Origin of the sequence: Variovorax sp. 770b2 (genome assembly GCF_900115685.1) — a bacterium.
Lineage (GTDB): Bacteria > Pseudomonadota > Gammaproteobacteria > Burkholderiales > Burkholderiaceae_C > Variovorax.
On the sequence record NZ_FOXJ01000001.1, the window covers coordinates 3,296,044 to 3,317,944 of the forward strand.

Sequence of the window (21,901 nt, forward strand, 5' to 3'; positions counted from 1 at the left end):
TTTCCTTTCCTGAATTCGTGAGGCTGGCGCTCGGCATCCGCTACAACGGCCAGGCGTACGAGGGCTGGCAGAGCCAGCGCTCAGGGCGCACGGTTCAGGACAAGCTCGAGGCCGCCCTCGCGAAGTTCGCCGCCGACCCATCGGGTCGCATCGGCACGCTGTGCGCCGGCCGCACCGATGCCGGCGTGCACGCGCTGATGCAGGTGGTGCACTTCGACACCGACATCGAGCGCGAGCCCTTCTCCTGGATGCGCGGCACCAACCGCTTCCTGCCCGACGACATCGCGGTGCAGTGGGCCCAGCCGGTGCCCGACGAATTCCATTGCCGCGCCAGTGCCCTCGCGCGCCGCTACCTCTACGTGCTCTCGCAATCGCCGGTGCGGCCGAGCCTGGATTCGGGCCGCGTCGGCTGGTCGATGCACCCGCTCGATGGCGAAGCGATGCGCAAAGCCGCCACCGTGCTCATCGGCACGCATGACTTCAGTTCGTTCCGCGCCTCGGCCTGCCAGGCCAAATCGCCCGTGAAGAACCTGCGCCGCATCGAGATCACGCGGGTCGGCGAAGGCGAGCGATGCCGTTGGCACTTCGAGTTCGAGGCCGACGCCTTCCTGCACCACATGATCCGCAACCTGATGGGCTGCCTCGTGCGGATCGGTCGCGGCGACGAGCGGCCCGAGTGGATCGCCGAGGTGCTCCAGGCGCGCAGCCGCAAGGTCGCGGCGCCCACCTTCTCCGCGGACGGCCTGTACTTCCTCGGCCCGTTGTACGACGCCAGGTGGGGTCTGCCGGCCGAGGCCACGCTCCAGGCCGGCGGTGCTCCTTATGATGGTCCGCCATGACGTCATCGCCTCCCCGCACCCGCATCAAGATCTGTGGCCTCACGCGTGAGGCCGACGTGGATGCCGCGGTCCAGGCCGGTGTCGATGCCGTCGGTTTCGTGCTCTATGCCCAAAGCCCCCGCGCCATCACGGCTGAACGTGCCGCCGAACTCGCCTCGCGACTGCCTCCTTTCATCACGCCGGTGCTCCTCTTCGTGAACGAGGATGCTCCCAAAGTCATAGCGTCACTCGCCCGCGTGAAGGGCGCCATCGCGCAGTTCCACGGTGAAGAGACGTCCGGACAGTGCGAGGAAGCCACCGGCCCGGGACGCTTTCGCTACATGCGCGCCGCCCGGATTCCGCTGGGGGCTGCCGGGGCCGGCTTCGACCTCGTAAAATACGCTTCCGATTACTCCCACGCCCAGGCCATCCTGCTCGACGCCCATGTCGAAGGTTATGGCGGTGGCGGCAAGGCTTTCGATTGGTCACTTCTTCCACCCGCCGTCGACGCTCACCTCGTCTTGAGTGGTGGGCTCACACCTGCAAACGTGAGCGATGGCATTCGCATCCTGCGGACACGCTGCAAGACGCTGTCCGTTGATGTGAGCTCGGGCGTCGAAATCGACGGCCCGGGGAACAAGGGCCTGAAGGACGCCGGCAAGATCCGGCAATTCGTCGCCGCAGTCAGGGCGGCAGACGCCTCGTCCTTCTCCAGTTAGCCGCCGCACCCGATCGTCATTCGGGCTGCGGCCCAACGATCGAGAACCATGCAAAGCAATTTCCAGGATTACCAGCAACCCGACGCCACCGGCCACTTCGGCAACTACGGCGGCACCTTCGCGAGCGAAACGCTCACCCACGCGATCAACGAACTGCGCGACGCGTATGCAAAGTTCAAGAACGATCCGGCGTTCCTCGCCGAATTCCACTACGAGCTGAAGCACTTCGTGGGGCGCCCCTCGCCGATCTACCACGCCGCGCGCACCAGCCGCGAAATGGGCGGCGCGCAGATCTACCTGAAGCGCGAAGACTTGAACCACACCGGCGCGCACAAGATCAACAACGTGATCGGCCAGGCGATGCTCGCGCGCCACATGGGCAAGCCCCGCATCATTGCCGAGACCGGCGCCGGCCAGCACGGCGTGGCGACGGCCACGATCTGTGCGCGCTACGGCCTCGAATGCGTGGTCTACATGGGCAGCCAGGACGTGAAGCGCCAGAGCCCCAACGTCTACCGCATGAACCTGCTCGGTGCCACCGTGGTGCCGGTGGAGTCGGGCAGCAAGACGCTGAAGGACGCGCTCAACGAGGCGATGCGCGACTGGGTGACGAACGTGGAAAACACCTTCTACATCATCGGCACCGTGGCAGGCCCGCACCCCTACCCGACGATGGTGCGCGACTTCCAGAGCGTGATCGGCACCGAGTGCATCGAGCAGATGCCCGCCATGCTCGCGGCCGACGGCATCACGGGTGAAGCCGAGGGCAGGCAGCCCGACGTGGTGGTCGCCTGCGTGGGCGGCGGCAGCAACGCGATCGGCATCTTCCACCCCTACATTCCGTTTGCCGGCACCCGGCTCATCGGCGTGGAAGCGGCGGGCGAAGGCCTGGACAGCGGCAAGCACGCGGCCTCGATCCTTCGCGGCAGCCCCGGCGTGCTGCACGGCAACCGCACCTACCTGCTGCAGAACGAAGACGGCCAGATCACCGAGACGCACAGCATCAGCGCCGGTCTCGACTACCCCGGCGTCGGCCCCGAGCACGCGTACCTGGCCGACATCGGTCGCGCCGAGTACGTCGGCATCACCGACGTCGAGGCGCTCGAGGCCTTCCACTACCTGTGTCGAACGGAGGGCATCATTCCCGCGCTCGAATCCAGCCACGCCGTGGCCTACGCGCTGAAGCTCGCGAAAACCATGCGCCCCGACCAGTCGATCCTGGTGAACCTCTCGGGCCGCGGCGACAAGGACATCGGTACCGTGGCCGACCTGTCGGGCGTCGATTTCTACGACCGGCCCTCGATGCGCGGCCTGAGCGTGAAGGGAGGCAAGTGATGAGCCGCATTGCCGCAACCTTCAAGACGCTCCAGGCGCAGGGCCGCAAGGCCCTGATTCCCTACGTCACCGCCGGCTTCCCCTTCGCCGACATCACGCCCGAGCTGATGCACAGCATGGTCGAGGCGGGTGCCGACGTGATCGAGCTGGGCGTGCCCTTCTCCGACCCGATGGCCGACGGCCCCGTGATCCAGAAGGCCGGCGAGGCCGCGCTCGCACTGGGCATCGGCATGAAGCAGGTGCTCGCCATCGTGGCCGCCTTCCGCCAGAAGGACACGACCACGCCGGTCGTGCTGATGGGCTACGCCAACCCGGTCGAGCGCTATGACCTCGTGCACGGCAAGCAAGCCTTCATCCGCGATGCGGCGTCCGCCGGCGTCGACGGCCTGCTGGTGGTCGACTACCCGCCCGAGGAATGCGAGGCCTTCGCCGCCGACCTGAAGGCCGCCGGCATCGATCTGATCTTCCTCTTGGCGCCCACGAGCACCGACCAGCGCATGGCGCAGGTCGCGCGCATCGCGACCGGCTACGTCTACTACGTGTCGCTCAAGGGCGTGACCGGCGCGGGCCACCTGGACACCGAGGCGGTCGGCCAGATGATTCCGCGCATCCGCCAGCATGTGAGCATCCCGGTCGGCGTGGGCTTCGGCATCCGCGACGCGCGCACCGCGCAGGCGGTCGGATCGGCGGCGGACGCCGTCGTGATCGGCACCAGGATCATCCAGTTGATCGACGGGCAGCCGCGCGAGAAGGTGGTGCCCGCGGTGCGCGAATTCCTCGCCGGCATCCGCGAGGCGCTGGACGCCCTGCCGGCGGCTACCCCCAAGAATGAGGCTGGCCGATAATCTCGGTTGCCCTCACCCCAGCCCCTCTCCCCCAAAGGAGAGGGGAGCTAATTCCGGAGTCCTATGAGCTGGCTTGAAAAACTGCTACCCGCCAAGATCGCACAAACCGACCCTGCCGAGCGCCGCCAGGTGCCCGAGGGCCTGTGGATCAAATGCCCGGCCTGCGAGACGGTGCTCTACAAGACCGACCTGGAGCACAACCAGAACGTCTGCCCGAGCTGCAGCCACCACCACCGCATCGGCGCCCGCGCGCGCCTGGACGCGTTCCTCGACGCCGAGGGCCGCTACGAAGTCGGCCAGGAGGTGCTCCCCGTCGACGCCCTGAAGTTCAAGGACAGCCGCAAGTACCCCGAGCGGCTGAAGGAAGCGCTGGAGAACACCGGCGAGACCGACGCGCTGGTCGTCATCGGCGGCTCGGTCCACAGCATCAACGTGGTCGTGGCCTGCTTCGAATTCGAATTCATGGGCGGCAGCATGGGCAGCGTGGTCGGCGAGCGCTTCGTGCGTGGCGTCGAAACGGCCATCGAACAGAAGGTGCCCTTCATCTGCTTCACCGCCACCGGCGGCGCGCGCATGCAGGAGGGCCTCCTCTCGCTCATGCAGATGGCCAAGACCAACGCCTCGCTCACGCGCCTGGCGAAGAAGGGCCTGCCCTACATCAGCGTGCTGACCGACCCGACCATGGGCGGCGTGAGCGCCGGCTTCGCTTTCGTGGGCGACGTGGTCATTGCAGAACCCAAGGCGCTGATCGGCTTTGCCGGCCCGCGCGTGATCGAGTCGACCGTGCGCGTGACGCTGCCCGAAGGCTTCCAGCGCGCCGAGTTCCTGCAGACCAAGGGCGCGATCGACTTCATCAGCGACCGCCGCGAACTGCGCAAGACCATCGCGAGCACGCTCGCGATGCTGCTGCGCCAGCCAGCCGACGCGGTGAGCTGACCGCGCAGCGAAACGCGACAAGCCAAAGCAAAAGGGCCCAGGTGCAATGCACCCGGGCCCTTTTTGTTTGTTTGCTGCGACTCTCAAGTCAATGTGGCCTTGCCACTTGACTTGATCTCCCGCGGGGGGCGGGCTGGGCGCAGCCCGGCCCCGGGGGCGCTCAGAAAGTCAGTTGGTAGGCAAACACCAGCAGATTGCTCAGCACGATCGCGATCACCTGCAGCACCACGATAGCGGCCAGGGGCGACAGGTCCACGCCGCCGATCAGCGGGATGAAGCGGCGGAATGGCCGCACCAGCGGTTCGGCCAATCGGGAGATCAGGTCGAGCAGCATCGGCGACGCGCCCGGCACCCACGACAGCACGGCATAGACCACCAGGAGCGCGGTCAGCCCCGAGATCGCAAGCTGCAGCAACCCCACGAGCGACACCAGCGGCAAGGTGGCGATGCGGCCGAGGTTGCCGATCAGGAGCCACAGCAGCAGGAACTTCAGCATCACCAGCAGCCAGGCGGCGATCAGGCTCGCCAGGTCCCAGCGCTTGACCGCAGGCACGATGCGCCGCAGCGGCAGCACGATCCAGTCGGTGATCGCGAACACGAAACGCCCGAGCGGATTGCCGAACGGCACCCGGTGGTACTGCATGTACAGGCGCAGGAGGCAGGCGCCGCCGAGCAGGCCGACGATCACGTCGAGAAGGAACGAGGGTATCTGGTACAACATGTGGGTCTCAGGAGATGGGCGGCAACGAGCCCATTTTGGATCACAAGGCCTCCGGCCTCCCACGTCCCCTTCGGATTTCCATGCCTTTGCTCAGCGTCGTGCTTCCCACTTTCAACAGCGGCGAATTCGTTGTCGAAACCATCGCGTCCCTGATGGCGCAAAGCTTCACCGACTTCGAGTTGCTGATCATGGACGACGCGAGTTCGGACGGCACCTGGGAGCGCCTGGCCCGTCTGGACGACGCGCGCATCCGATTGCATCGCAACGCGGTCAATGTCGGGCTTCCGACCAACATGAACATCGCCATGTCGATGGCCTCCGGCAAGTACCTGGCCCGCGTGGATCATGACGATTGCGCCGCGCCCGAGCGCTTCGCGCTGCAGGTGGCCCTGCTGGAACGAGAGCCCTCGATCACCGTGGTGGGCAGCCAGCTGGAGCACTTTCACGACGAAGTCGGCATCACGATGCTGCCGTCGGACGACGCGACGATCAAGGCGCACATGGTCCAGGGCTTCGAGTACCTCGCGAACCAGAGCACGATGGGCCGGCTGGATTTCTACCGTGCGCACGCGCTGCGATTCGACCCCAATCTGTACGTGGTGGACGATCTGGGCTTCTGGATGGACTGCATGCTGCACGGCGCGCGCTTCGCCAACCTGCCCGAACCCCTGACGCGCTACCGTGTCCATGCGAACATGACCTCGCGAATCCTGCAGGCGGATCGGCTGTACGCCTCCAAGGACCGAATCTACCGCCGCTTTCTGCCGCTGCTGTTCCCACGCCTGAGTGGCCAGGAGTGCGAGCAATTGCTGATGCTGTACCGGCGTCAGGAAGACATGCCGCAAACACTGGCCTACATGGTGGACGTTCATCGCGCCGCCCGCAGTGCCCTCTCTCACATCGACACCCGCTGGGGGCAAAGCGAAAGCGGTTGCCGGCAATCGATCCTGAACTTGCTGAACAATGCGCGGCAAGGGTTCGAGACAAGAGGAATACTGCGCAACGAGCATGCGGAAATCCTCGATCTGATCTTTCAATCCCATTGACTTCGACGTTCTGCGACGAACCGCCCTGACGTGCAAATTCCGCTTTTTCCATTGGGGACGGTGCTGTTTCCCGGTGGCCTCCTTCCGCTGCGCATTTTCGAAGTGCGCTACCTCGACATGATCGGCAAGTGCCGCAAGGCCGATCTGCCTTTCGGCGTGGTCAACCTGACCCACGGCAGCGAAGTGCGAAAAGCCGGTGCCGACGCCGAAGGCTTTGCCACGGTCGGCACCCTGGCCAGCATCCGCGAGTTCGAGTCGCCGCAAAGCGGACTGCTGCAGATCGAGTGCGTGGGCACCCAGCGCTTTCGCATTCGGAGCACCGAACTGCAGAAGCACGGGCTGTGGGTCGCCGAAGTGGAAGCAGTGATCGACGACATCACGCTCGAAATTCCGGACGACCTCCAGCACACGGCCATTGCCTTGCGACGCCTGGTCGACACCCTCGAAGAACGCCGACGCGCGCAGGGTGCGGAAACCGTGCGCTTGCCCATCGGCGAACCCTACCGCTTCGACGACTGCGGCTGGGTGGCGAACCGCTGGTGCGAGCTGGTGCCGATGCAGCTCGAACTGCGGCAGCGGCTGATGGAACTCGACAGCCCCTTGATGCGGCTCGAGCTGGTCAGCGATCTGCTCGCACGCACGGGCATCACTGAATAGTCAGCTATATTTTTCGTAGCGTATCGCGCAGGATTGGCGGGCGCTGGCAGCCGGTCGTGCTCGAACCCGATCGGCTAAAATCACCGGCTCGCGCACGTTCCTGTTGCGCCTCACCCGTTCCTCATGTCCGATCACCTGACCCCTCCCATTCCTACGCCGGCTGCAACGCCCAATGCTGCGCCTGCCGTCGACGAAAACCAGCTCATCGCCGAACGTCGCGAAAAGCTCAAGCTGCTGCGCACGGCGCAGACCGAGGGCAAGGGCGTTGCGTTCCCGAACGACTTCAAGCCGAGCCACCGCGCCGCAGCGCTCGTCCAGGCGCATGGGGCCACCGAAACCGAAGCGCTCGAAGGCCAGGCTGTTGCCGTGAGCGTGGCGGGCCGGATGATGCTCAAGCGCGTGATGGGCAAGGCCAGCTTTGCCACCGTGCAGGACGCGACGAGCCGCATCCAGCTGTACGTGACGCGCGATGCGGTCGGCGAAGAAATCTACGCCGACTTCAAGCGCTGGGACCTGGGCGACATCGTGGGCGCCGAAGGTACCCTGATGAAGACCAAGACCGGCGAGCTCTCGGTCAAGGTGACGAAGCTGCGCCTGCTCACCAAGAGCCTGCGCCCGCTGCCCGACAAGTTCCACGGCATGGCCGACCAGGAGCAGAAGTACCGCCAGCGCTACGTCGACCTGATCACCGACGAATCCGCGCGCACGCGCTTCACCGCACGCAGCAAGGCCGTGAGCGCCCTGCGCGAATTCATGGTCGCCAACGACTTCCTGGAAGTCGAGACGCCCATGCTGCACCCCATTCCCGGCGGCGCGAACGCCAAGCCGTTCAAGACGCACCACAACGCGCTGGACCAGGAGATGTTCCTGCGCATCGCGCCGGAGCTGTACCTGAAGCGCCTGATCGTCGGCGGTTTCGAGCGCGTGTTCGAGATCAACCGGAGCTACCGCAACGAGGGCATCTCGGTGCGGCACAACCCCGAGTTCACGATGATGGAGTTCTACGCGGCTTACTGGAACTACCGCGACCTGATGGACTTCACCGAGACGCTGATCCGCACCATCGCCGACAAGGCCGTGGGCTCGCAGCAGCTCACCTACGGCGGCAAGCCCGTCGACCTGACACAGCCCTTCGAGCGCCTGACGATCCGCGAAGCGATCTTGAAGCACACCGACGCTGGCGATGGCGTGGACGATGCCGCATGGCTCGTCAACGCCCTGCGCAAGCTCGGCCTCGGCGAAGAAAAGGACAAGCTCTCGCAGCGCAGCCTGGCGAGCCTGCAGGTGATGTACTTCGAAGAGACTGTCGAAGAGAAGCTCTGGCAGCCGACCTTCATCATGGAGCACCCGACCGAGATCTCGCCACTGGCGCGCGCCAACGACGACCGCCCCGAGGTCACCGAGCGCTTCGAGCTCTACATCACGGGCCGCGAATTCGGCAACGGCTTCAGCGAACTGAACGATGCCGAAGACCAGGCCGCGCGCTTCAACGCGCAGGTGGCCGCCAAGGACAGCGGCGACGACGAAGCCATGTTCTACGACCACGACTTCGTGCGCGCGCTCGAATACGGCATGCCGCCCACCGGGGGTTGCGGCATCGGCATCGACCGGTTGATGATGCTGTTGACCGATTCGCCGAGCATCCGCGACGTGATCCTGTTCCCGGCGCTGCGCAGGGAGTCTTGAGCGTGCCCTCACCGTCGTCGCTGCCGACGATCGGCATCGACTTCGGCACCTCCAATTCCGCCGTGGCCTGCCGGGTCGACGGGGTGGCCCGCCTGCTGCCCATCGAAGGCACGGCCACCACGCTGCCGACCGCGATCTTCTTCAACGCCGAAGACCGCACCACGCATTTCGGCCGCGAGGCCGTCGCCCTGTACCTTTCGGGCGTCGAAGGGCGCCTGATGCGTTCGCTCAAGAGCCTGCTCGGCAGCGCGCTGATGCAGGAGAAGACGGCGGTGTACGACGGGCTCGTGAGCTTCGAGGACATCATCGCCCGCTTCCTGCGCGAGCTGGCGGTGCGAGCTGGGCGCGAGCTCGGCCGGATTCCCGAGCAGGTCGTGATCGGTCGGCCCGTTCACTTCGTGGACGACGATTCGAAGCGCGACGAACGCGCGGAAGAGAGCCTGCGCCATGCGGCGCGCGCGGCCGGTTTTCGCGACGTGGCTTTTCAACTCGAACCGATCGCGGCCGCCTTCGACTACGAGCAGCGCATCACGAAGGAATCGGTGGTGCTGATCGTCGACATCGGCGGCGGCACCTCGGACTTCACCGTCGTGCGCGTGGGCCCGGACCGGGCCGCGCGCACCGACCGCAGCGACGACGTGCTGGCCACCAGCGGCGTGCACATCGGCGGCACCGACTTCGACCAGCGCCTGAATCTCGACCGCGTGATGCCGCAGCTCGGCTTTCGCCACCACGGGCCGCAGGGCCGCGAGGTGCCGAGCAAGGTGTTCTTCGAGTTGTCGTCGTGGCACCTGATCAACTGGCTCTATGCCGCCAAGGCGGTGCGCCAGGCGAAGGAGCTGCGCACCAGCTATGCCGACACGCAGTTGCACGATCGATTGATGACAGTGCTGGAAGAGCGCCACGGCCACCGCATTGCCGCCACCGTCGAACAAGCAAAGATCGATGCCTCGGTGACCGACGCGCCCATCTCGATCGACCTCTCGTGCGCGGAGCCGGGGCTGGCGGCCACGCTTTCGCCCGCAGACATGGCGCAACAGCTTTCCGGTCAGCTCGAGAACGTGATTGCGAGCGCACATGCCTGCGTCAAGCGTGCGGGCCTGCGCAGCGGTGACCTCGATGCGATCTACCTCACGGGCGGCTCGTCGGCCCTGCGCCCTTTCCAGCACGCCTTGCGAAAAAGCTTCGCGGGCGTGAATCTGGTGGAAGGCGACCTGTTCGGCGGCGTGGCCACGGGCCTTGCCTGCGCCGCGCCTCAACGGCGCCGGGCATGAAATACCTGGCGGGCTATCCGGCGAGCCTGCGGGAACAGGTCGCGCAACTGATCGCACAAGACAAGCTCTCGGCACTGCTCAGCCAGCGCTATCCCGGCGGCGCGCACGACATCCAGTCCGACCGGGCGCTCTACGACTACGTGAGTGGGCTAAAGAACGACTTCATGCGCAAGGCCGAGCCGCTTGCCAAGGTGATGTTCGACAACAAGCTGCACGTGATCCGCAATGCATTGGGCACGCACACCACGGTCTCGCGCGTCCAGGGCGGCAAGCTCAAGGCCAAGCGGGAAATTCGGGTGGCCAGCTTGTTCAAGGAAGTGCCGTCGGAGTGGCTGCGGATGATCGCCGTGCACGAATTGGCACATATGAAAGAACGCGACCATGACAAGGCGTTCTATTCACTGTGCACGCACATGGAGCCCGATTACCATCGATTTGAATTTGACCTGCGTTTGTATTTGACGCACTTGGATGCGGGTGGAACGAAGCTCTGGGCGATAGATGCCCGCAACAGGCCTTTGATCGATCGATCAACATAAGTAAACTTTCGCGGCAAGGCGCACTTGGGGGAAGCCCGGTGCGGGCTTTAACTTGCAACTGCGCCACTCAACTCTTCATACATAGAAAACGCCATGTCGCACCCACAGCAATTGTTCTTTGTCGGCGCTATCAAACAGTTTCTCGGCGACCTTTTTCAGCACAAGAAGGTCTTGGAAATCGGCAGCCTGGACATCAATGGATCGGTGCGCACGTACTTCGAGGAGTGCGAATACATAGGGCTGGATGTTGGCGAAGGCAACGGCGTCGATCTGGTTTGCTACGGCGAGGACTACGGCGCCAAAGCCAACGAGTTCGATGTAGTGATCTCCTGTGAAGCCATGGAACACAACCCGGGATGGCGCAAAACCTGGCTCAACATGCTTCGGGTAGCCAAGGAATCCGGTCTCGTTGTGATGACTTGTGCATCCACCGGGCGCAGGCAGCATGGAACCACCGAGTACGCGCCGACCGATTCTCCGCTAACCATGCAGAACGACCAGAACTACTACAAGAATCTGGTCGAAGACGATTTCAAGGCCATCATCCCTTGCGACAGCTGGTTTTCCGTGTGGTCGTTCAACTACGACCACACGAGCCACGATCTGTACTTCTTCGGCTTGGGGAAAGAGGCGTCGCCAGAGCTGATTCAGAAGGCCAGTGAACTTCGGACCGCTCTTGCGGATTACTACTACAAGCGAAATGTCTTGGGTCTGCAGTAAACAACTGAGGCTGCGTGTGAGATGAGCCATCCAACGCCGCTGCATTTCACGTCGCTGGCGCCACTGCACATGGTGGACGATGTGGTCCAAACCTTCATCGTCGCGGCAAGAAAGCTGGGGTACGAGGTAAGCAGCGAGCGTGCCTCGTTGCGCGCCGATGCCATCAATATCGTGTGCTTCGCGCATCAGCTGCCGCCTGAGTCTCTGTTGGAGATCCGCACGAACAGCATCGTGGTGAATTTCGAACAACTGGTCTCAGGCTCCCAAGCCCACACGGAATCGTATCTGTCCCTGCTGAGAGCCCACTACGTCTGGGACTACAGCAAGACCAATCTGGCGCACTACGCCAAATTCGGCATCCCAAATGGGCATCATGTGCCGCTCGGGTATGAGGAAGAAGCTGCCAACACTCTGCGTCCGGATGACGTTCTGCCCGACGCACTGCAGGATATCGACGTGCTCTTTTTTGGTTCCTTGAGCCCGAGGCGCGAGAGGGTCATTCTCGCCATGAAAAAGAAGGGTCTCAACATTGTCTGCAACGACGGCTCCCTGTGGGACAACGTTTATCGCGACGAGCTCATTCGCCGGTCCAAGCTTGTGCTCAACATGCACTACTTCGACAACTCGCGCATTGTGGAGATCCCAAGACTCTCGATGCTTTTCCGGCAGCGCAAGGCCGTGCTTTGTGAACTCTACGGCGACAGCGAGATTTATCCCGAGTTGCGGCGAGTTGTCGCCGGCGCAGCCTACGACAACCTTGCAGATATGGCCGTACTTTTAGCAGGAGCCCCACAACTGCGTCAACGTCTGGAACATCTCGGTTTCGAGACCTTCAGTCGCCGAAGCCAGACGGCGATTCTGGGTCCGGCGCTCGATGATTTTTTTGCCTGGCAAAGCACGATCCTCGGTGCGTAGGCAACGCACGCTTAGTCAAAAAAACTCGACAGCTCGCGCGCGAGCGCCTCCAGTGCTTCCTGCGACATGTCTTCGATGGCCAGCGAAGCCCGAAGGTTTTCTGTGCCCTGAATCCCTTCGATGTGCGCGGCGCGGGAATTGGTATCGTGATGCAGATGGACCAATGGCGTGTGGAATGAATGCCAACGCAAGCCGAGCCGCCCGGCGCGGCGCAGCAGTTCATCGTCTTCGCCTCCCCATCCTTCGAGCCTTGCGTTGTAGCCGCCGACACGGATGTACTCCTGCTTCCTGAACAGCACGATGCCGCCGTTGGCACTCGCATACATCTCGTTGGCATCGGCTGGCAGAGGCTCGTTGTAGATCGAGGTGAAGCGCTCGTAGTCGGGCACCTCCATGAAACTCTGCTTGAGCGCCCCGGACACGTTGATGACGTTCCAGTAGGGGCAGAGCACGTCACTGTTCTGGCCGTCAAGCAATGCGTCGACGCAGTGCCGCAGGATCACCGGCCGCGCCAGCGAATCGGCATCATGAAAACAGATCACCGGACTACGGGACAACCGCACACCAACGTTATAGAGCATCGATTTGGGGAACGGGCCTCCATGCGGAATGAAGACGTGCCGGATCTTCGGGTCCTTCAACCGTTGCCAGTCAAAGCTCGGCAACGCCGCCGCCTCCATCAGCCACAGCCGGTAGTCGGAATAGGTATACGCCAGATGCGCCAGAACGGCGTATAGATTTTCGCGCCGCTCCTCATTGGCTTCCCGGTACGACACGATGATGTCGATGTCGCGCAGAGAGGTTTTTTCGATTTCCGCCATAGATCGTGAGTTCTCGCGAGAGGCTTCTTGAGGTCAGAAGGGCCGGAACAGCATCACGTTGTTCTCGTCCACCGGCTCCTTGTAGCGCGTGTCGCGAATGGTCAGTTGCACGGGCAGTTGCTTCTCTTCGGAGTAGTGATTGAAGATTCCCCCCGCGTTGGCCGCAGCTACGACCTCGGCCAGCCCCGGTCCGGCCCAGTTGTCGTGGCCCCTGAGCAGATAGAAATGCATCAGGCCGCATTGCTGATGCGCCCAGTAGTCGTGCCAGCCAAAGGAATCCGGGCGCCACAGCGAGTTGTGGCCCTCGAAGAACACGGCCCGGCTCATTGGCATGCATTCGGGCGTCGAGACGATGAGGTAGCGCGAGCGGTAGTTGAGGAACTCCAGCAGGTCCCGCCCTTGCGAGTGGAGCATGTGCTCGATGACGTCTCCCAGAATGACGATGTCATAGAGGTCATTGCCGCGCTCGTAGAGTTTGTCGGCGGTGATGGGGAGGATGTGGTGGTAGCCCACTTCGCGCAGTTGGGGAAATGCAGCCTCGTCGCATTCGAGCGCCGTCAGTTCGCACTCGGGCACGACGTCTTTGAGCAAAGCGCCGTACTTGCCACCACCCGCGCCGATGTCCAGGATGCGCCTGGGATTGATGGTCTTGACGACTTGCTGCGTCAAGGCATCGAAGGTCGGCCAGGAGTAGCCAATGTGTGCCATGGAAGAGGTGCTCTCTGGGAGTGGGCGGGACGGGTATTTGACTGTACCGGAAGGGGTTAACAGTTTTTACCAGCGGTTGTCAGGTTTTTCGCAAAGCTCCCGGATTCCCTGCGTCTCTAGCTCGCCTGCAACCAGCGCTGCGCGTCGCGATACCCGTGCGAGGCAACGAGCGCCTGCCAATCGGGCGCAGCCTCGCTCGGCAGCAAGGCCCGCCGCCGCCTCTCGCTGTCGGCGTCGGCTTGCCAGCGCCCCGCCGCCCTTGCCGCGCCAAAGCACTCGAGCAGTTCGTCGAGCGGCCGCCCATTGCCAATGCTCTGGTTACACAGCAGCGCCAGGTCGCAGCCAGCCTCGAGCGCCGCCAGCGCCGCGTCGGTGAAGCTCAGCAGTTGGCCATCGATGTAGCGCCCCGCCTCCATGCTCAGGTCGTCGCTGAAGATCGCGCCGTCGAATGCAAGCCGGGTGCGCAACACGTCTTTCAGCCATTTCGACGAAAACCCGGCCGGGCGCTTGTCGACCTTCGGATAGATCACGTGCGCCGGCATCACCGCCGTGAGCGCGCCTGACAGCCAATCGAACGGCCGCGCATCGTCTTCGAGGATCGCCTTGAGGCCGCGGCGGTCAACCGGGATTTCGACATGCGAATCCGCATTCACGAACCCATGCCCCGGAAAGTGCTTGCCGCAATTGCGCATGCCCATCTGCAGCATGCCGTGCATCACGCTCTTGGCCAGCAGCGCCACCACGCGCGGATCGCGATGAAAGCTGCGGTCGCCGATCACGGTACTGCCGCCATGGTCAAGGTCGAGCACGGGTGCAAAGCTGAAGTCCACGCCGCAGGCACGCAGCTCACCAGCCAGTACCTGGCCTGCCGCCGTCGCGACCTGAGTGGCGTGCATGGCATCGCGCATCCACAGCTCGCCCAGCGAACGCATCGAGGGCAGCCGCGTGAAGCCGTCGGTGCGAAAGCGCTGCACGCGCCCGCCTTCGTGGTCGACGCAGATCAGCAGGTCGGGGCGGATCGCCTTGATCTGGGCATTGAGCGCGGTCATCTGCGCGCGGTCTTGCCAGTTGCGGGTGAAATGGATCACGCCGCCGACCAGGGGGTCGGCCAGGCGCCGGCGGTCGGCGGCGTTGAGTTCGGCGCCCGCCACATCGATGATGAGCGGCGCGTGGGTGCTGGTCGTCACGGTCATGCGTCGTTGTCGTTGCTTTTGCTCTGGTGCTCCACCACGACGAAGCTCGCGGCGTATTCGGTCTCGTCGGTCACGGTGACGTGGGCGGTGAGGCCCTTGGCCTCGAACCAGTCCTTGAGCTCGCCGTGCAGCACGATGACGGGCTTGCCGCTGCGCAGGTTCGCGATCTCGCACAGGCGCCAGGTCATCGGCATCCGCATGCCCAGGCCGATGGCCTTGCTGAAGGCCTCCTTGGCGGAAAAACGGGTGGCCAGGTAGCTCAGGCCACGCTTGGGCCAGCGCGCGCTGCGGGCTTGCCAGACCGCGAATTCGGCGTCGCACAACACCTTGCGCGCGAAGCGTTCGCCCTGGCGCTCGAAGGTCGCGGCGATGCGGCGCAGGTCGCAGATGTCGGTGCCGATGCCGTAGATCATGCAGGCCGTGCCTGTTGCGCCTCGGTGATGCAGCGCAGGTATTCGCGCGTCGTGGCGGCGTAGCCGAGTTCGAGCGCATCGGCGACGAAGGCGTGGCCGATCGAGACCTCGTGGACGCCGCGCACGGCGCGCAGGAACGCGGCCAGGTTGTCGCGGCTCAGGTCGTGGCCGGCGTTGACGCCAAGGCCCGCAGCCTGGGCTGCCCGTGCCGATTCGACATAGCGCTGGAGCACGGCGTCTTCGTCGGCGGTGCCGCGCGATGCGGCATAGCCTTCGGTATAGAGCTCGACCCGGTCAGCGCCCACGGCCTTGACCGCGGCCATCATCTCGGGAATCGGGTCCATGAACAGGCTGACGCGCACGCCCAGGGCCTTGGCCTCGGCGATCAGCGGGCGCAGGCGCTCGGCGTCGTCGGGGAAGGTCCAGCCATGGTCGCTGGTCGACTGGATTTCGCTGTCGGGCACGAAGGTGGCCTGGTGCGGCTTCAGCGCGCGCACGAAGTCCATCAGGTTCTGGAAGGGATTGCCTTCGATGTTGAACTCGATGCCCGGCCAGTCCTTGGCGAGCAGCGCGGACAGGTCGCTCACGTCGTGCGCGCGGATGTGGCGCGCGTCGGGCCGGGGATGCACGGTGATGCCCTGGGCGCCGGCCGCCAGGCAGGCATTGGCGGCGGTCAGCACACTCGGAATGCCCAGGTGGCGCGTGTTGCGGACCAAGGCCACCTTGTTGAGGTTGACTGACAGCGAGGTGACCGCAAAGGTGCTGGCGTTGCCTGAAGTGCTCATAGTGCTTGCAGATCTCTCATCATTTGCCGCGTGCGCAGCGTGGACACGCCGCAATGGTAGTTGAGCAAGGCGCGCAGTTGGTTTCTGAGGGCGCTGTTGCTGCCGGCGTTCATGGTGGCGATCTCGCGCAGGGTCGCGGTGAAAGGCGCGCGGTCGTCCAGCACGGATTGCAGGGCCTGCCAGTCGGCGCCGGCCAGCGCGGCCTCCCCGTCCACCGCGGCACGCAGGCCCGCTTCGGGCACGAGGCTGTAGCGCAGGTCGGGGGCGAGCGGCTCCAGGGTCAGCGTCTGCACGTCGAGCGCGGGCAGCAGGCCGACCTCGCGCAGCAGGATCAGTTCGAAGGCGCGCAGCGCCGCAGCCTGGGTTGCGGCCTGCGCGCCGGCATGGTCGCCCGCGAGCACCTGCACCACGCCGGCATAGGCATCGAACAATGCCTCGTGCGCATCGTCCCGCGCCAGCAGGCGCAGCAGCAGTTCGTTGACGTAGTAGCCCGAGAGCAGGGCCTCGCCGGTCGGCATGACGTGGCCGCCCATCCACTCGGCGCCCTTGAGCGTGCGGATCTCGGCGTCGCCGCCGTAGTTGAGCTGCAGCGGCTGCAGCGGCAGCAGCACCGGCCGGAAATTGGAACTCGGCCGCTTCGCCCCCTTGGCCACCAGCGCGATGCGCCCGTGGTGGCGGGTGAAGACCTCCAGGATCAGGCTCGACTCGCTCCAGTCGTAGCGATGGAGCACGTACGCCGGTTCGTGCGAAACGCGGTGGGCAGCGGCCACTTCATTCGTAGCCGAAGGAGCGCACGCGGGCCTCGTCGTCCGCCCAACCCGAGCGCACCTTCACCCACAGTTCGAGAAACACCTTGGCGTCGGCCAGCTTCTCGAGCTCGACGCGCGTTTCCATGCCGATGCGCTTGATGCGCTCGCCCTTGTCGCCGATCACCATGGCCTTGTGGCCGTCGCGCTCGACCACGATGGTGGCGGCAATGCGCAAGAGGCGCTTCTGGCCCTTCTTCTGGGGCGGCTCTTCTTCGAACTTGTCGATGATGACCGTCGAGGTGTAGGGCAACTCGTCGCCCGTGAGGCGGAAGAGCTTTTCGCGCACCAGTTCGCCAGCCAGGAATTTCTCGCTGCGGTCGGTGAGTTCGTCCTCGGCGTAGAACCAGGGCTGCTCGGGCAGGTATTTCTCGCAGATGCCGAACAGGCGCTCGACGTCCTTGGCGTTCTTGGCCGACATCGGCACGAATTCGGCGAAGGCGTGCTTGGCCTGCATGGTCTGCAGCCAGGGGGCGATGTCGCCGCGGCGGTGCACGTTGTCCAGCTTGTTGGCCAGCAGCACGGTCGGAATGCCCTTGCCCAGCAGCTTGAGCACCCGCTCGTCGGCCGGCGTGAAGCTGCCGGCCTCGACCACGAAGAGGATCAGGTCCACGTCGCCCACCGCGCCCTGCACGGTCTTGTTGAGCGACTTGTTCAGCGCGTTGGCATGCAGGGTCTGGAAACCCGGCGTATCGACGAACACGAACTGTGTCGCACCCAGCGTGCGCATGCCGGTGATGCGGTGCCGCGTGGTCTGTGCCTTGCGCGAGGTGATGCTGATCTTCTGGCCGACCAGCGCGTTGAGAAGCGTCGACTTGCCCACGTTGGGCTTGCCGACGATGGCGATGAGGCCGCAGTGTTGCGGTCCGCCGGCGCCCGCGGTGTCGCCTGTGGCGTCTTCGGGTCCGGCTTCTGGATTGATAGCGTCGTTCATTGTGATTTCACGCAGCACCGCGTGCCTTGAGCCGGATCAGCATGGCAGCCGCGGCAGCCTGCTCGCCGGCGCGGCGCGAGCCGCCGATGCCGCGTTCGCGAAGGCCCAACTCGGGCACCTCGCACTCGACATCGAAAGTCTGTTTGTGCGCTGCACCCAGCGTTGCCGCCACGCGGTACAGCGGCAGCTTCATTTTGTGGCCCTGCAGCCATTCCTGCAATTCGGTCTTCGGGTCCTTGGCGGCCGCCTCCATGCGCGGGTTGATCTCGACCGATTCGTAGAGCCGGCGCACCAGTGCCTCGGCGGCCGAAAAGCCAGCGTCCAGGTAGACCGCGCCGATCAGCGCCTCAAGCGCGTCGGCCAGGATCGAAGGCCGGCTGGGGCCGCCCGAACGGGCCTCGCCCTCGCCCAGCCGCAACAGCGGAGACAACTGGAGTTCGAGCGCCAGGCGATGCAGGGTGTCCTGCTTGACCAGGTTGGCACGCACGCGCGACAGGTCGCCTTCGGGCAGTGCCGAGAGGCGGGTGTACAGCAGGTGCGAGACCGCCAGGTTGAGCACCGAGTCGCCGAGGAATTCGAGGCGCTCGTTGTGGTCGGACGAGAAGCTGCGGTGCGTGAGCGCGAGCTGGAGCAGCCGCGTGTCGGAGAACGAGTGCTTGAGGCGCGCCTGCAGCGCGACGAGGCTGCCGTCCACCTTTTTCAGCGCCGCGTTCAGCGGGTCTCGCCCTTGTACTTGAGCGTCAGGTAGGCCGGGCCGAACAGGGGGATCTCGCGCTCGTAGGCATACGAGACCACGACCTTGTCGCCGACCTTCTTGATGTCCAGGTCCCGGCCGCTGACCGACTTGAAGTCGTCGATGGCCTGCGCGCGATCGAAGATGGCGCGCACTTCGGGCACGGTGGCGCCCTCCTTGGCCTTGTTGGCGGCCTTGTCGATGGCTTGCCATTCGATCAGTGTCGGAATGACTTGCGCGATGACCACGCCAAGCCCCCCCACCACGACCGCGACGAACAGCAGGCCGATGAACGAGATGCCGCGCTGATGCGCAGCCCTGCTGCGGATGGACCGGTTTGCTCTCATGCCCTCTTACCCCTCGTACAGTGTTGACTGCTTATTGAAATGGACCGATACGACCGAAATCGCCGAAGTTCATCCAGACGAAGAATGCCCTGCCCACGACGTTCTTGTCCGGAACGAACCCCCAGAAGCGCGAATCCGCCGAATTATCGCGGTTGTCGCCCATCATGAAATACTGGCCGGCGGGCACCTTGCAGACCACGCCTTCGACGGAGTAGCGGCAGTTCTCGCGGAACGGGAAGTCGCTGGCGCCCGGCACGAAGGAAGGCGCGCCTTCGTCGTTGAGGATCTTGTGCTTCTTGCCGGCGAGGTCCTCGTCGAACTCCTTGAGCAGGCGCATCGATTCGCCGTCCAGATAGTCGGGGGCCGCAACCTTCGACACCGGCTGGCCGTTGATCGTGAGCTTCTTGTTCAGGTAGGCCACTTCGTCGCCCGGGATGCCGACCACGCGCTTGATGTAGTCCATGCTGGGCTTGGGCGGGTAGCGGAACACCACCACGTCGCCGCGCGCGAGCGGCGTGCCGTCGGTGATCTTGGTGTTGATGACCGGCAGGCGCAGGCCATAGGTGAACTTGTTGACCAGGATCAGGTCGCCGGTCAGCAGCGTGGGCATCATCGAGCCCGAGGGGATCTTGAAGGGCTCGTAGAGGAACGAGCGCAGCAGGAACACCACCAGGATCACCGGGAAGAGGCCCGCCGTCCAGTCCAGCCACCAGGGCTGCATCAGCAGGCGCTCGCTGGCCTTGGTGTCGGCCGTGTCGACCTGGGTGATGCCCTGGCCGGCCAGCCGCGTGTTGCGTTCGGCCATCGAGGCCTCGAGCCTGGCGGCCGCCTGCTCGCGCTGGGGCAGGAAATAAAAGCGCTCGGCCAGCCAGTAGAGGCCGGTGACCACCGTGGCCACGAACAGCAGCAATGCGAAGTTGCCTTCGATCGCGCCGAAATACCAGGCGCCGACATAGCTGGCGAACGCCGCAAGGACCAGGGAAGTGATGAGTGCCATTTTTTGATCAGTCTTCGACTTGCAGAATCGCCAGGAAGGCCTCTTGCGGGACCTCGACGGAACCGATCTGCTTCATTCTTTTCTTGCCCGCTTTCTGCTTCTCGAGCAGCTTCTTCTTGCGGGAGATGTCACCGCCGTAGCACTTGGCCAGCACGTTCTTGCGGAGCGCCTTGATTGTCTCACGCGCAATGATGTTGACCCCGATGGCCGCCTGGATCGCCACGTCGAACATCTGGCGCGAAATGATCTCGCGCATCTTGGAGACCACCGCCCGGCCGCGGTACTGCGACTGGGTGCGGTGCACGATGATCGAGAGCGCATCGACCTTCTCGCCGTTCAGCAGGATGTCGACCTTCACCACGTCCGAGGCGCGGTACTCCTTGAACTCGTAGTCCATGGAGGCATAGCCCCGGCTCACCGACTTCAGCTTGTCGAAGAAATCGAGCACGATCTCGCCGAGCGGCATCTCGTAGGTCAGCATGACCTGGCGGCCGTGGTAGGCCATGTTCATCTGCACGCCGCGCTTCTGGTTGGCCAGCGTCATGACGGCGCCCACGTATTCCTGCGGCATGTAGAGATGCACGGTCACGATCGGCTCGCGTATCTCGCTCATCTTGCCGACGTCGGGCATCTTGGACGGGTTCTCGACCATGATGACTTCGCCGTCGTTGCGCACCACCTGGTAGACCACGCTCGGCGCGGTCGTGATCAGGTCCTGGTCGAACTCGCGCTCCAGGCGTTCCTGCACGATCTCCATGTGCAAGAGGCCGAGGAAACCGCAGCGGAAACCAAAGCCCAGCGCCTGGCTCACCTCGGGCTCGTAGCGCAGCGACGAATCGTTGAGCTTGAGCTTTTCCAGCGCGTCGCGCAGCGAGTCGTACTCGCTGGCTTCGGTCGGGTAGAGACCGGCAAACACCTGCGGCTGGATTTCCTTGAAGCCTGGCAGCGCCTCGGTGGCCGTTGCGGCCGCGCCGCCCGTGCCGGCCTTGATCAGCGTGACGGTGTCGCCGACCTTGGCCGCCTGCAGCTCCTTGATGCCCGCGATGATGAAGCCCACCTCGCCCGCCTCGAGCGAAGCGCGCGCTTCGGTGGCCGGCGTGAAGACGCCGATGTTGTCGGCGTTGTACATGGCGCCGGACGCCATCATCTTGATGCGCTCGCCCTTGACCAGCCGGCCATCGACCACGCGCACCAGCATGACGACGCCGACGTACGGGTCGAACCAGCTGTCCACGATCATCGCGCGCAGCGCGCCGTCGGGATTGCCGCGCGGCGCAGGCATCTTGTGCACGATGGCTTCGAGGATCTCGTCGATGCCCAGGCCCGTCTTGGCGGAACACGGAATCGCATCGGTCGCGTCGATGCCGATCACGTCTTCGATTTCGGTGCGCGCGTTGTCGGGATCGGCGTTCGGCAAATCCATCTTGTTGAGCACCGGCACCACTTCGACGCCGAGGTCGAGCGCGGTGTAGCAGTTGGCCACCGTCTGCGCTTCGACGCCTTGCGATGCGTCGACGACGAGCAGTGCGCCTTCGCATGCCGACAGCGAGCGGCTCACTTCATAAGAGAAGTCGACGTGGCCCGGCGTGTCGATCAGATTGAGGTTGTAGACCTGTCCATCGAGTGCCTTGTAGTGCAGCGCGGCGGTCTGCGCCTTGATGGTTATCCCACGCTCTTTTTCGATGTCCATCGAGTCGAGCACCTGCGCTTCCATCTCGCGTTCTGCGAGGCCGCCGCAACGCTGGATCAAACGGTCAGCGAGCGTCGACTTGCCGTGATCGATGTGCGCAATGATCGAAAAATTTCTGATGTGATTCATCAACGGGAACGCTTAAGTACTTGAATTGGCTCGTGCCCAGCAGTGAGCGGGCAAGAAAAAAGGGCGCGTCTTCTGGAGACGCGCCCTGAACCAACAAGCAATGGCAACTGCAGTAGTTGGAACTTCATTGTAGG

General features: G+C 64.3%; 24 protein-coding genes. 12 read left to right on the forward strand and 12 right to left on the reverse strand.

Annotation, left to right across the window (positions count from 1 at the left end; all coding sequences use genetic code 11):
- Positions 1 to 17 precede the first annotated feature (17 nt).
- The 5 genes from truA (at position 18) to accD (ending at position 4,653) form a co-directional block, all read left to right on the forward strand.
- Positions 18 to 839, forward strand: coding sequence for a tRNA pseudouridine(38-40) synthase TruA (gene truA / locus BM133_RS15260; protein ID WP_093434832.1), 822 nt, complete (start codon positions 18 to 20; stop codon positions 837 to 839).
- Positions 836 to 1,537: a phosphoribosylanthranilate isomerase gene (locus BM133_RS15265; protein ID WP_093434833.1), complete on the forward strand. Its 702-nt coding sequence runs from the start codon at positions 836 to 838 to the stop codon at positions 1,535 to 1,537. The genes truA and BM133_RS15265 overlap by 4 nt, the downstream gene beginning before the upstream one ends.
- Positions 1,538 to 1,585: 48 nt before the next feature.
- The gene (gene trpB / locus BM133_RS15270; RefSeq protein WP_093434835.1) at positions 1,586 to 2,872 is read left to right on the forward strand and encodes a tryptophan synthase subunit beta; all 1,287 of its coding nucleotides are present in this window, start codon (positions 1,586 to 1,588) and stop codon (positions 2,870 to 2,872) included.
- Positions 2,872 to 3,717: a tryptophan synthase subunit alpha gene (gene trpA / locus BM133_RS15275; protein ID WP_093434836.1), complete on the forward strand. Its 846-nt coding sequence runs from the start codon at positions 2,872 to 2,874 to the stop codon at positions 3,715 to 3,717. Before trpB ends, trpA begins: the two co-directional genes overlap by 1 nt.
- Before the next feature lie 63 nt (positions 3,718 to 3,780).
- A complete protein-coding gene (accD, locus tag BM133_RS15280) occupies positions 3,781 to 4,653 on the forward strand; it encodes an acetyl-CoA carboxylase, carboxyltransferase subunit beta (protein WP_093434838.1) in 873 nt (290 codons plus the stop codon).
- Between the two features lie 160 nt (positions 4,654 to 4,813).
- Here the strand turns inward: accD and BM133_RS15285 are convergent, their stop codons facing one another.
- A complete protein-coding gene (locus BM133_RS15285) occupies positions 4,814 to 5,374 on the reverse strand; it encodes a YggT family protein (RefSeq protein WP_093434839.1) in 561 nt (186 codons plus the stop codon).
- Between the two features lie 14 nt (positions 5,375 to 5,388).
- On the opposite strand from BM133_RS15285, the gene BM133_RS15290 reads away from it, so the two are divergent.
- The 7 genes from BM133_RS15290 to BM133_RS15320 all read left to right on the forward strand — a co-directional run bounded on the left by BM133_RS15290 (position 5,389) and on the right by BM133_RS15320 (position 12,211).
- Positions 5,389 to 6,420: a glycosyltransferase family 2 protein gene (locus BM133_RS15290; RefSeq protein WP_093434841.1), complete on the forward strand. Its 1,032-nt coding sequence runs from the start codon at positions 5,389 to 5,391 to the stop codon at positions 6,418 to 6,420.
- Positions 6,421 to 6,450: 30 nt separating this feature from the next.
- The gene (locus tag BM133_RS15295) at positions 6,451 to 7,077 is read left to right on the forward strand and encodes an LON peptidase substrate-binding domain-containing protein (protein ID WP_093434842.1); all 627 of its coding nucleotides are present in this window, start codon (positions 6,451 to 6,453) and stop codon (positions 7,075 to 7,077) included.
- A 123-nt stretch (positions 7,078 to 7,200) separates the two neighbouring features.
- Positions 7,201 to 8,763: a lysine--tRNA ligase gene (lysS, locus tag BM133_RS15300; RefSeq protein ID WP_093434844.1), complete on the forward strand. Its 1,563-nt coding sequence runs from the start codon at positions 7,201 to 7,203 to the stop codon at positions 8,761 to 8,763.
- Positions 8,760 to 10,037, forward strand: a complete 1,278-nt coding sequence (locus tag BM133_RS15305) for an Hsp70 family protein (RefSeq protein ID WP_371286324.1) — start codon at positions 8,760 to 8,762, stop codon at positions 10,035 to 10,037. Before lysS ends, BM133_RS15305 begins: the two co-directional genes overlap by 4 nt.
- Positions 10,034 to 10,576 carry a YgjP-like metallopeptidase domain-containing protein gene (locus BM133_RS15310; protein WP_093434845.1) on the forward strand — a complete coding sequence of 181 codons (543 nt, stop codon included), beginning with the start codon at positions 10,034 to 10,036 and terminating at the stop codon, positions 10,574 to 10,576. The genes BM133_RS15305 and BM133_RS15310 overlap by 4 nt, the downstream gene beginning before the upstream one ends.
- A 93-nt stretch (positions 10,577 to 10,669) precedes the next feature.
- The gene (locus tag BM133_RS15315; RefSeq protein ID WP_093434847.1) at positions 10,670 to 11,296 is read left to right on the forward strand and encodes a class I SAM-dependent methyltransferase; all 627 of its coding nucleotides are present in this window, start codon (positions 10,670 to 10,672) and stop codon (positions 11,294 to 11,296) included.
- Positions 11,297 to 11,317: 21 nt separating this feature from the next.
- On the forward strand, positions 11,318 to 12,211 hold the full coding sequence (locus tag BM133_RS15320) for a CgeB family protein (RefSeq protein WP_143100136.1): 894 nt from the start codon (positions 11,318 to 11,320) through the stop codon (positions 12,209 to 12,211).
- 11 nt (positions 12,212 to 12,222) lie between these two features.
- Here the strand turns inward: BM133_RS15320 and BM133_RS15325 are convergent, their stop codons facing one another.
- The 11 genes from BM133_RS15325 to lepA form a co-directional block, all read right to left on the reverse strand.
- Entirely contained in the window at positions 12,223 to 13,032 is an 810-nt protein-coding gene (locus tag BM133_RS15325) for a glycosyltransferase family 2 protein (protein WP_093434850.1), read from the reverse strand.
- A gap of 33 nt (positions 13,033 to 13,065) precedes the next feature.
- Positions 13,066 to 13,740: a class I SAM-dependent methyltransferase gene (locus BM133_RS15330; RefSeq protein ID WP_093434851.1), complete on the reverse strand. Its 675-nt coding sequence runs from the start codon at positions 13,738 to 13,740 to the stop codon at positions 13,066 to 13,068.
- Between the two features lie 116 nt (positions 13,741 to 13,856).
- Complete coding sequence (nagZ, locus tag BM133_RS15335; protein WP_093434853.1) at positions 13,857 to 14,933, reverse strand: beta-N-acetylhexosaminidase; 1,077 nt, start codon at positions 14,931 to 14,933, stop codon at positions 13,857 to 13,859.
- A complete protein-coding gene (acpS, locus tag BM133_RS15340; RefSeq protein ID WP_093434854.1) occupies positions 14,930 to 15,346 on the reverse strand; it encodes a holo-ACP synthase in 417 nt (138 codons plus the stop codon). Before acpS ends, nagZ begins: the two co-directional genes overlap by 4 nt.
- The gene (locus tag BM133_RS15345) at positions 15,343 to 16,131 is read right to left on the reverse strand and encodes a pyridoxine 5'-phosphate synthase (RefSeq protein WP_093434856.1); all 789 of its coding nucleotides are present in this window, start codon (positions 16,129 to 16,131) and stop codon (positions 15,343 to 15,345) included. Before BM133_RS15345 ends, acpS begins: the two co-directional genes overlap by 4 nt.
- Positions 16,128 to 16,901, reverse strand: a complete 774-nt coding sequence (gene recO / locus BM133_RS15350; protein WP_093434857.1) for a DNA repair protein RecO — start codon at positions 16,899 to 16,901, stop codon at positions 16,128 to 16,130. The genes BM133_RS15345 and recO overlap by 4 nt, the downstream gene beginning before the upstream one ends.
- A 1-nt stretch (position 16,902) precedes the next feature.
- Positions 16,903 to 17,871: a GTPase Era gene (gene era, locus BM133_RS15355; RefSeq protein WP_093434859.1), complete on the reverse strand. Its 969-nt coding sequence runs from the start codon at positions 17,869 to 17,871 to the stop codon at positions 16,903 to 16,905.
- 7 nt (positions 17,872 to 17,878) lie between these two features.
- Positions 17,879 to 18,565: a ribonuclease III gene (gene rnc / locus BM133_RS15360; protein WP_093434860.1), complete on the reverse strand. Its 687-nt coding sequence runs from the start codon at positions 18,563 to 18,565 to the stop codon at positions 17,879 to 17,881.
- Between the two features lie 17 nt (positions 18,566 to 18,582).
- Complete coding sequence (locus tag BM133_RS15365; protein ID WP_093434862.1) at positions 18,583 to 18,951, reverse strand: DUF4845 domain-containing protein; 369 nt, start codon at positions 18,949 to 18,951, stop codon at positions 18,583 to 18,585.
- 31 nt (positions 18,952 to 18,982) lie between these two features.
- The gene (gene lepB, locus BM133_RS15370; RefSeq protein WP_093434863.1) at positions 18,983 to 19,948 is read right to left on the reverse strand and encodes a signal peptidase I; all 966 of its coding nucleotides are present in this window, start codon (positions 19,946 to 19,948) and stop codon (positions 18,983 to 18,985) included.
- A gap of 7 nt (positions 19,949 to 19,955) precedes the next feature.
- Complete coding sequence (lepA, locus tag BM133_RS15375) at positions 19,956 to 21,767, reverse strand: translation elongation factor 4 (protein ID WP_093434865.1); 1,812 nt, start codon at positions 21,765 to 21,767, stop codon at positions 19,956 to 19,958.
- Between the last annotated feature and the right edge of the window lie 134 nt (positions 21,768 to 21,901).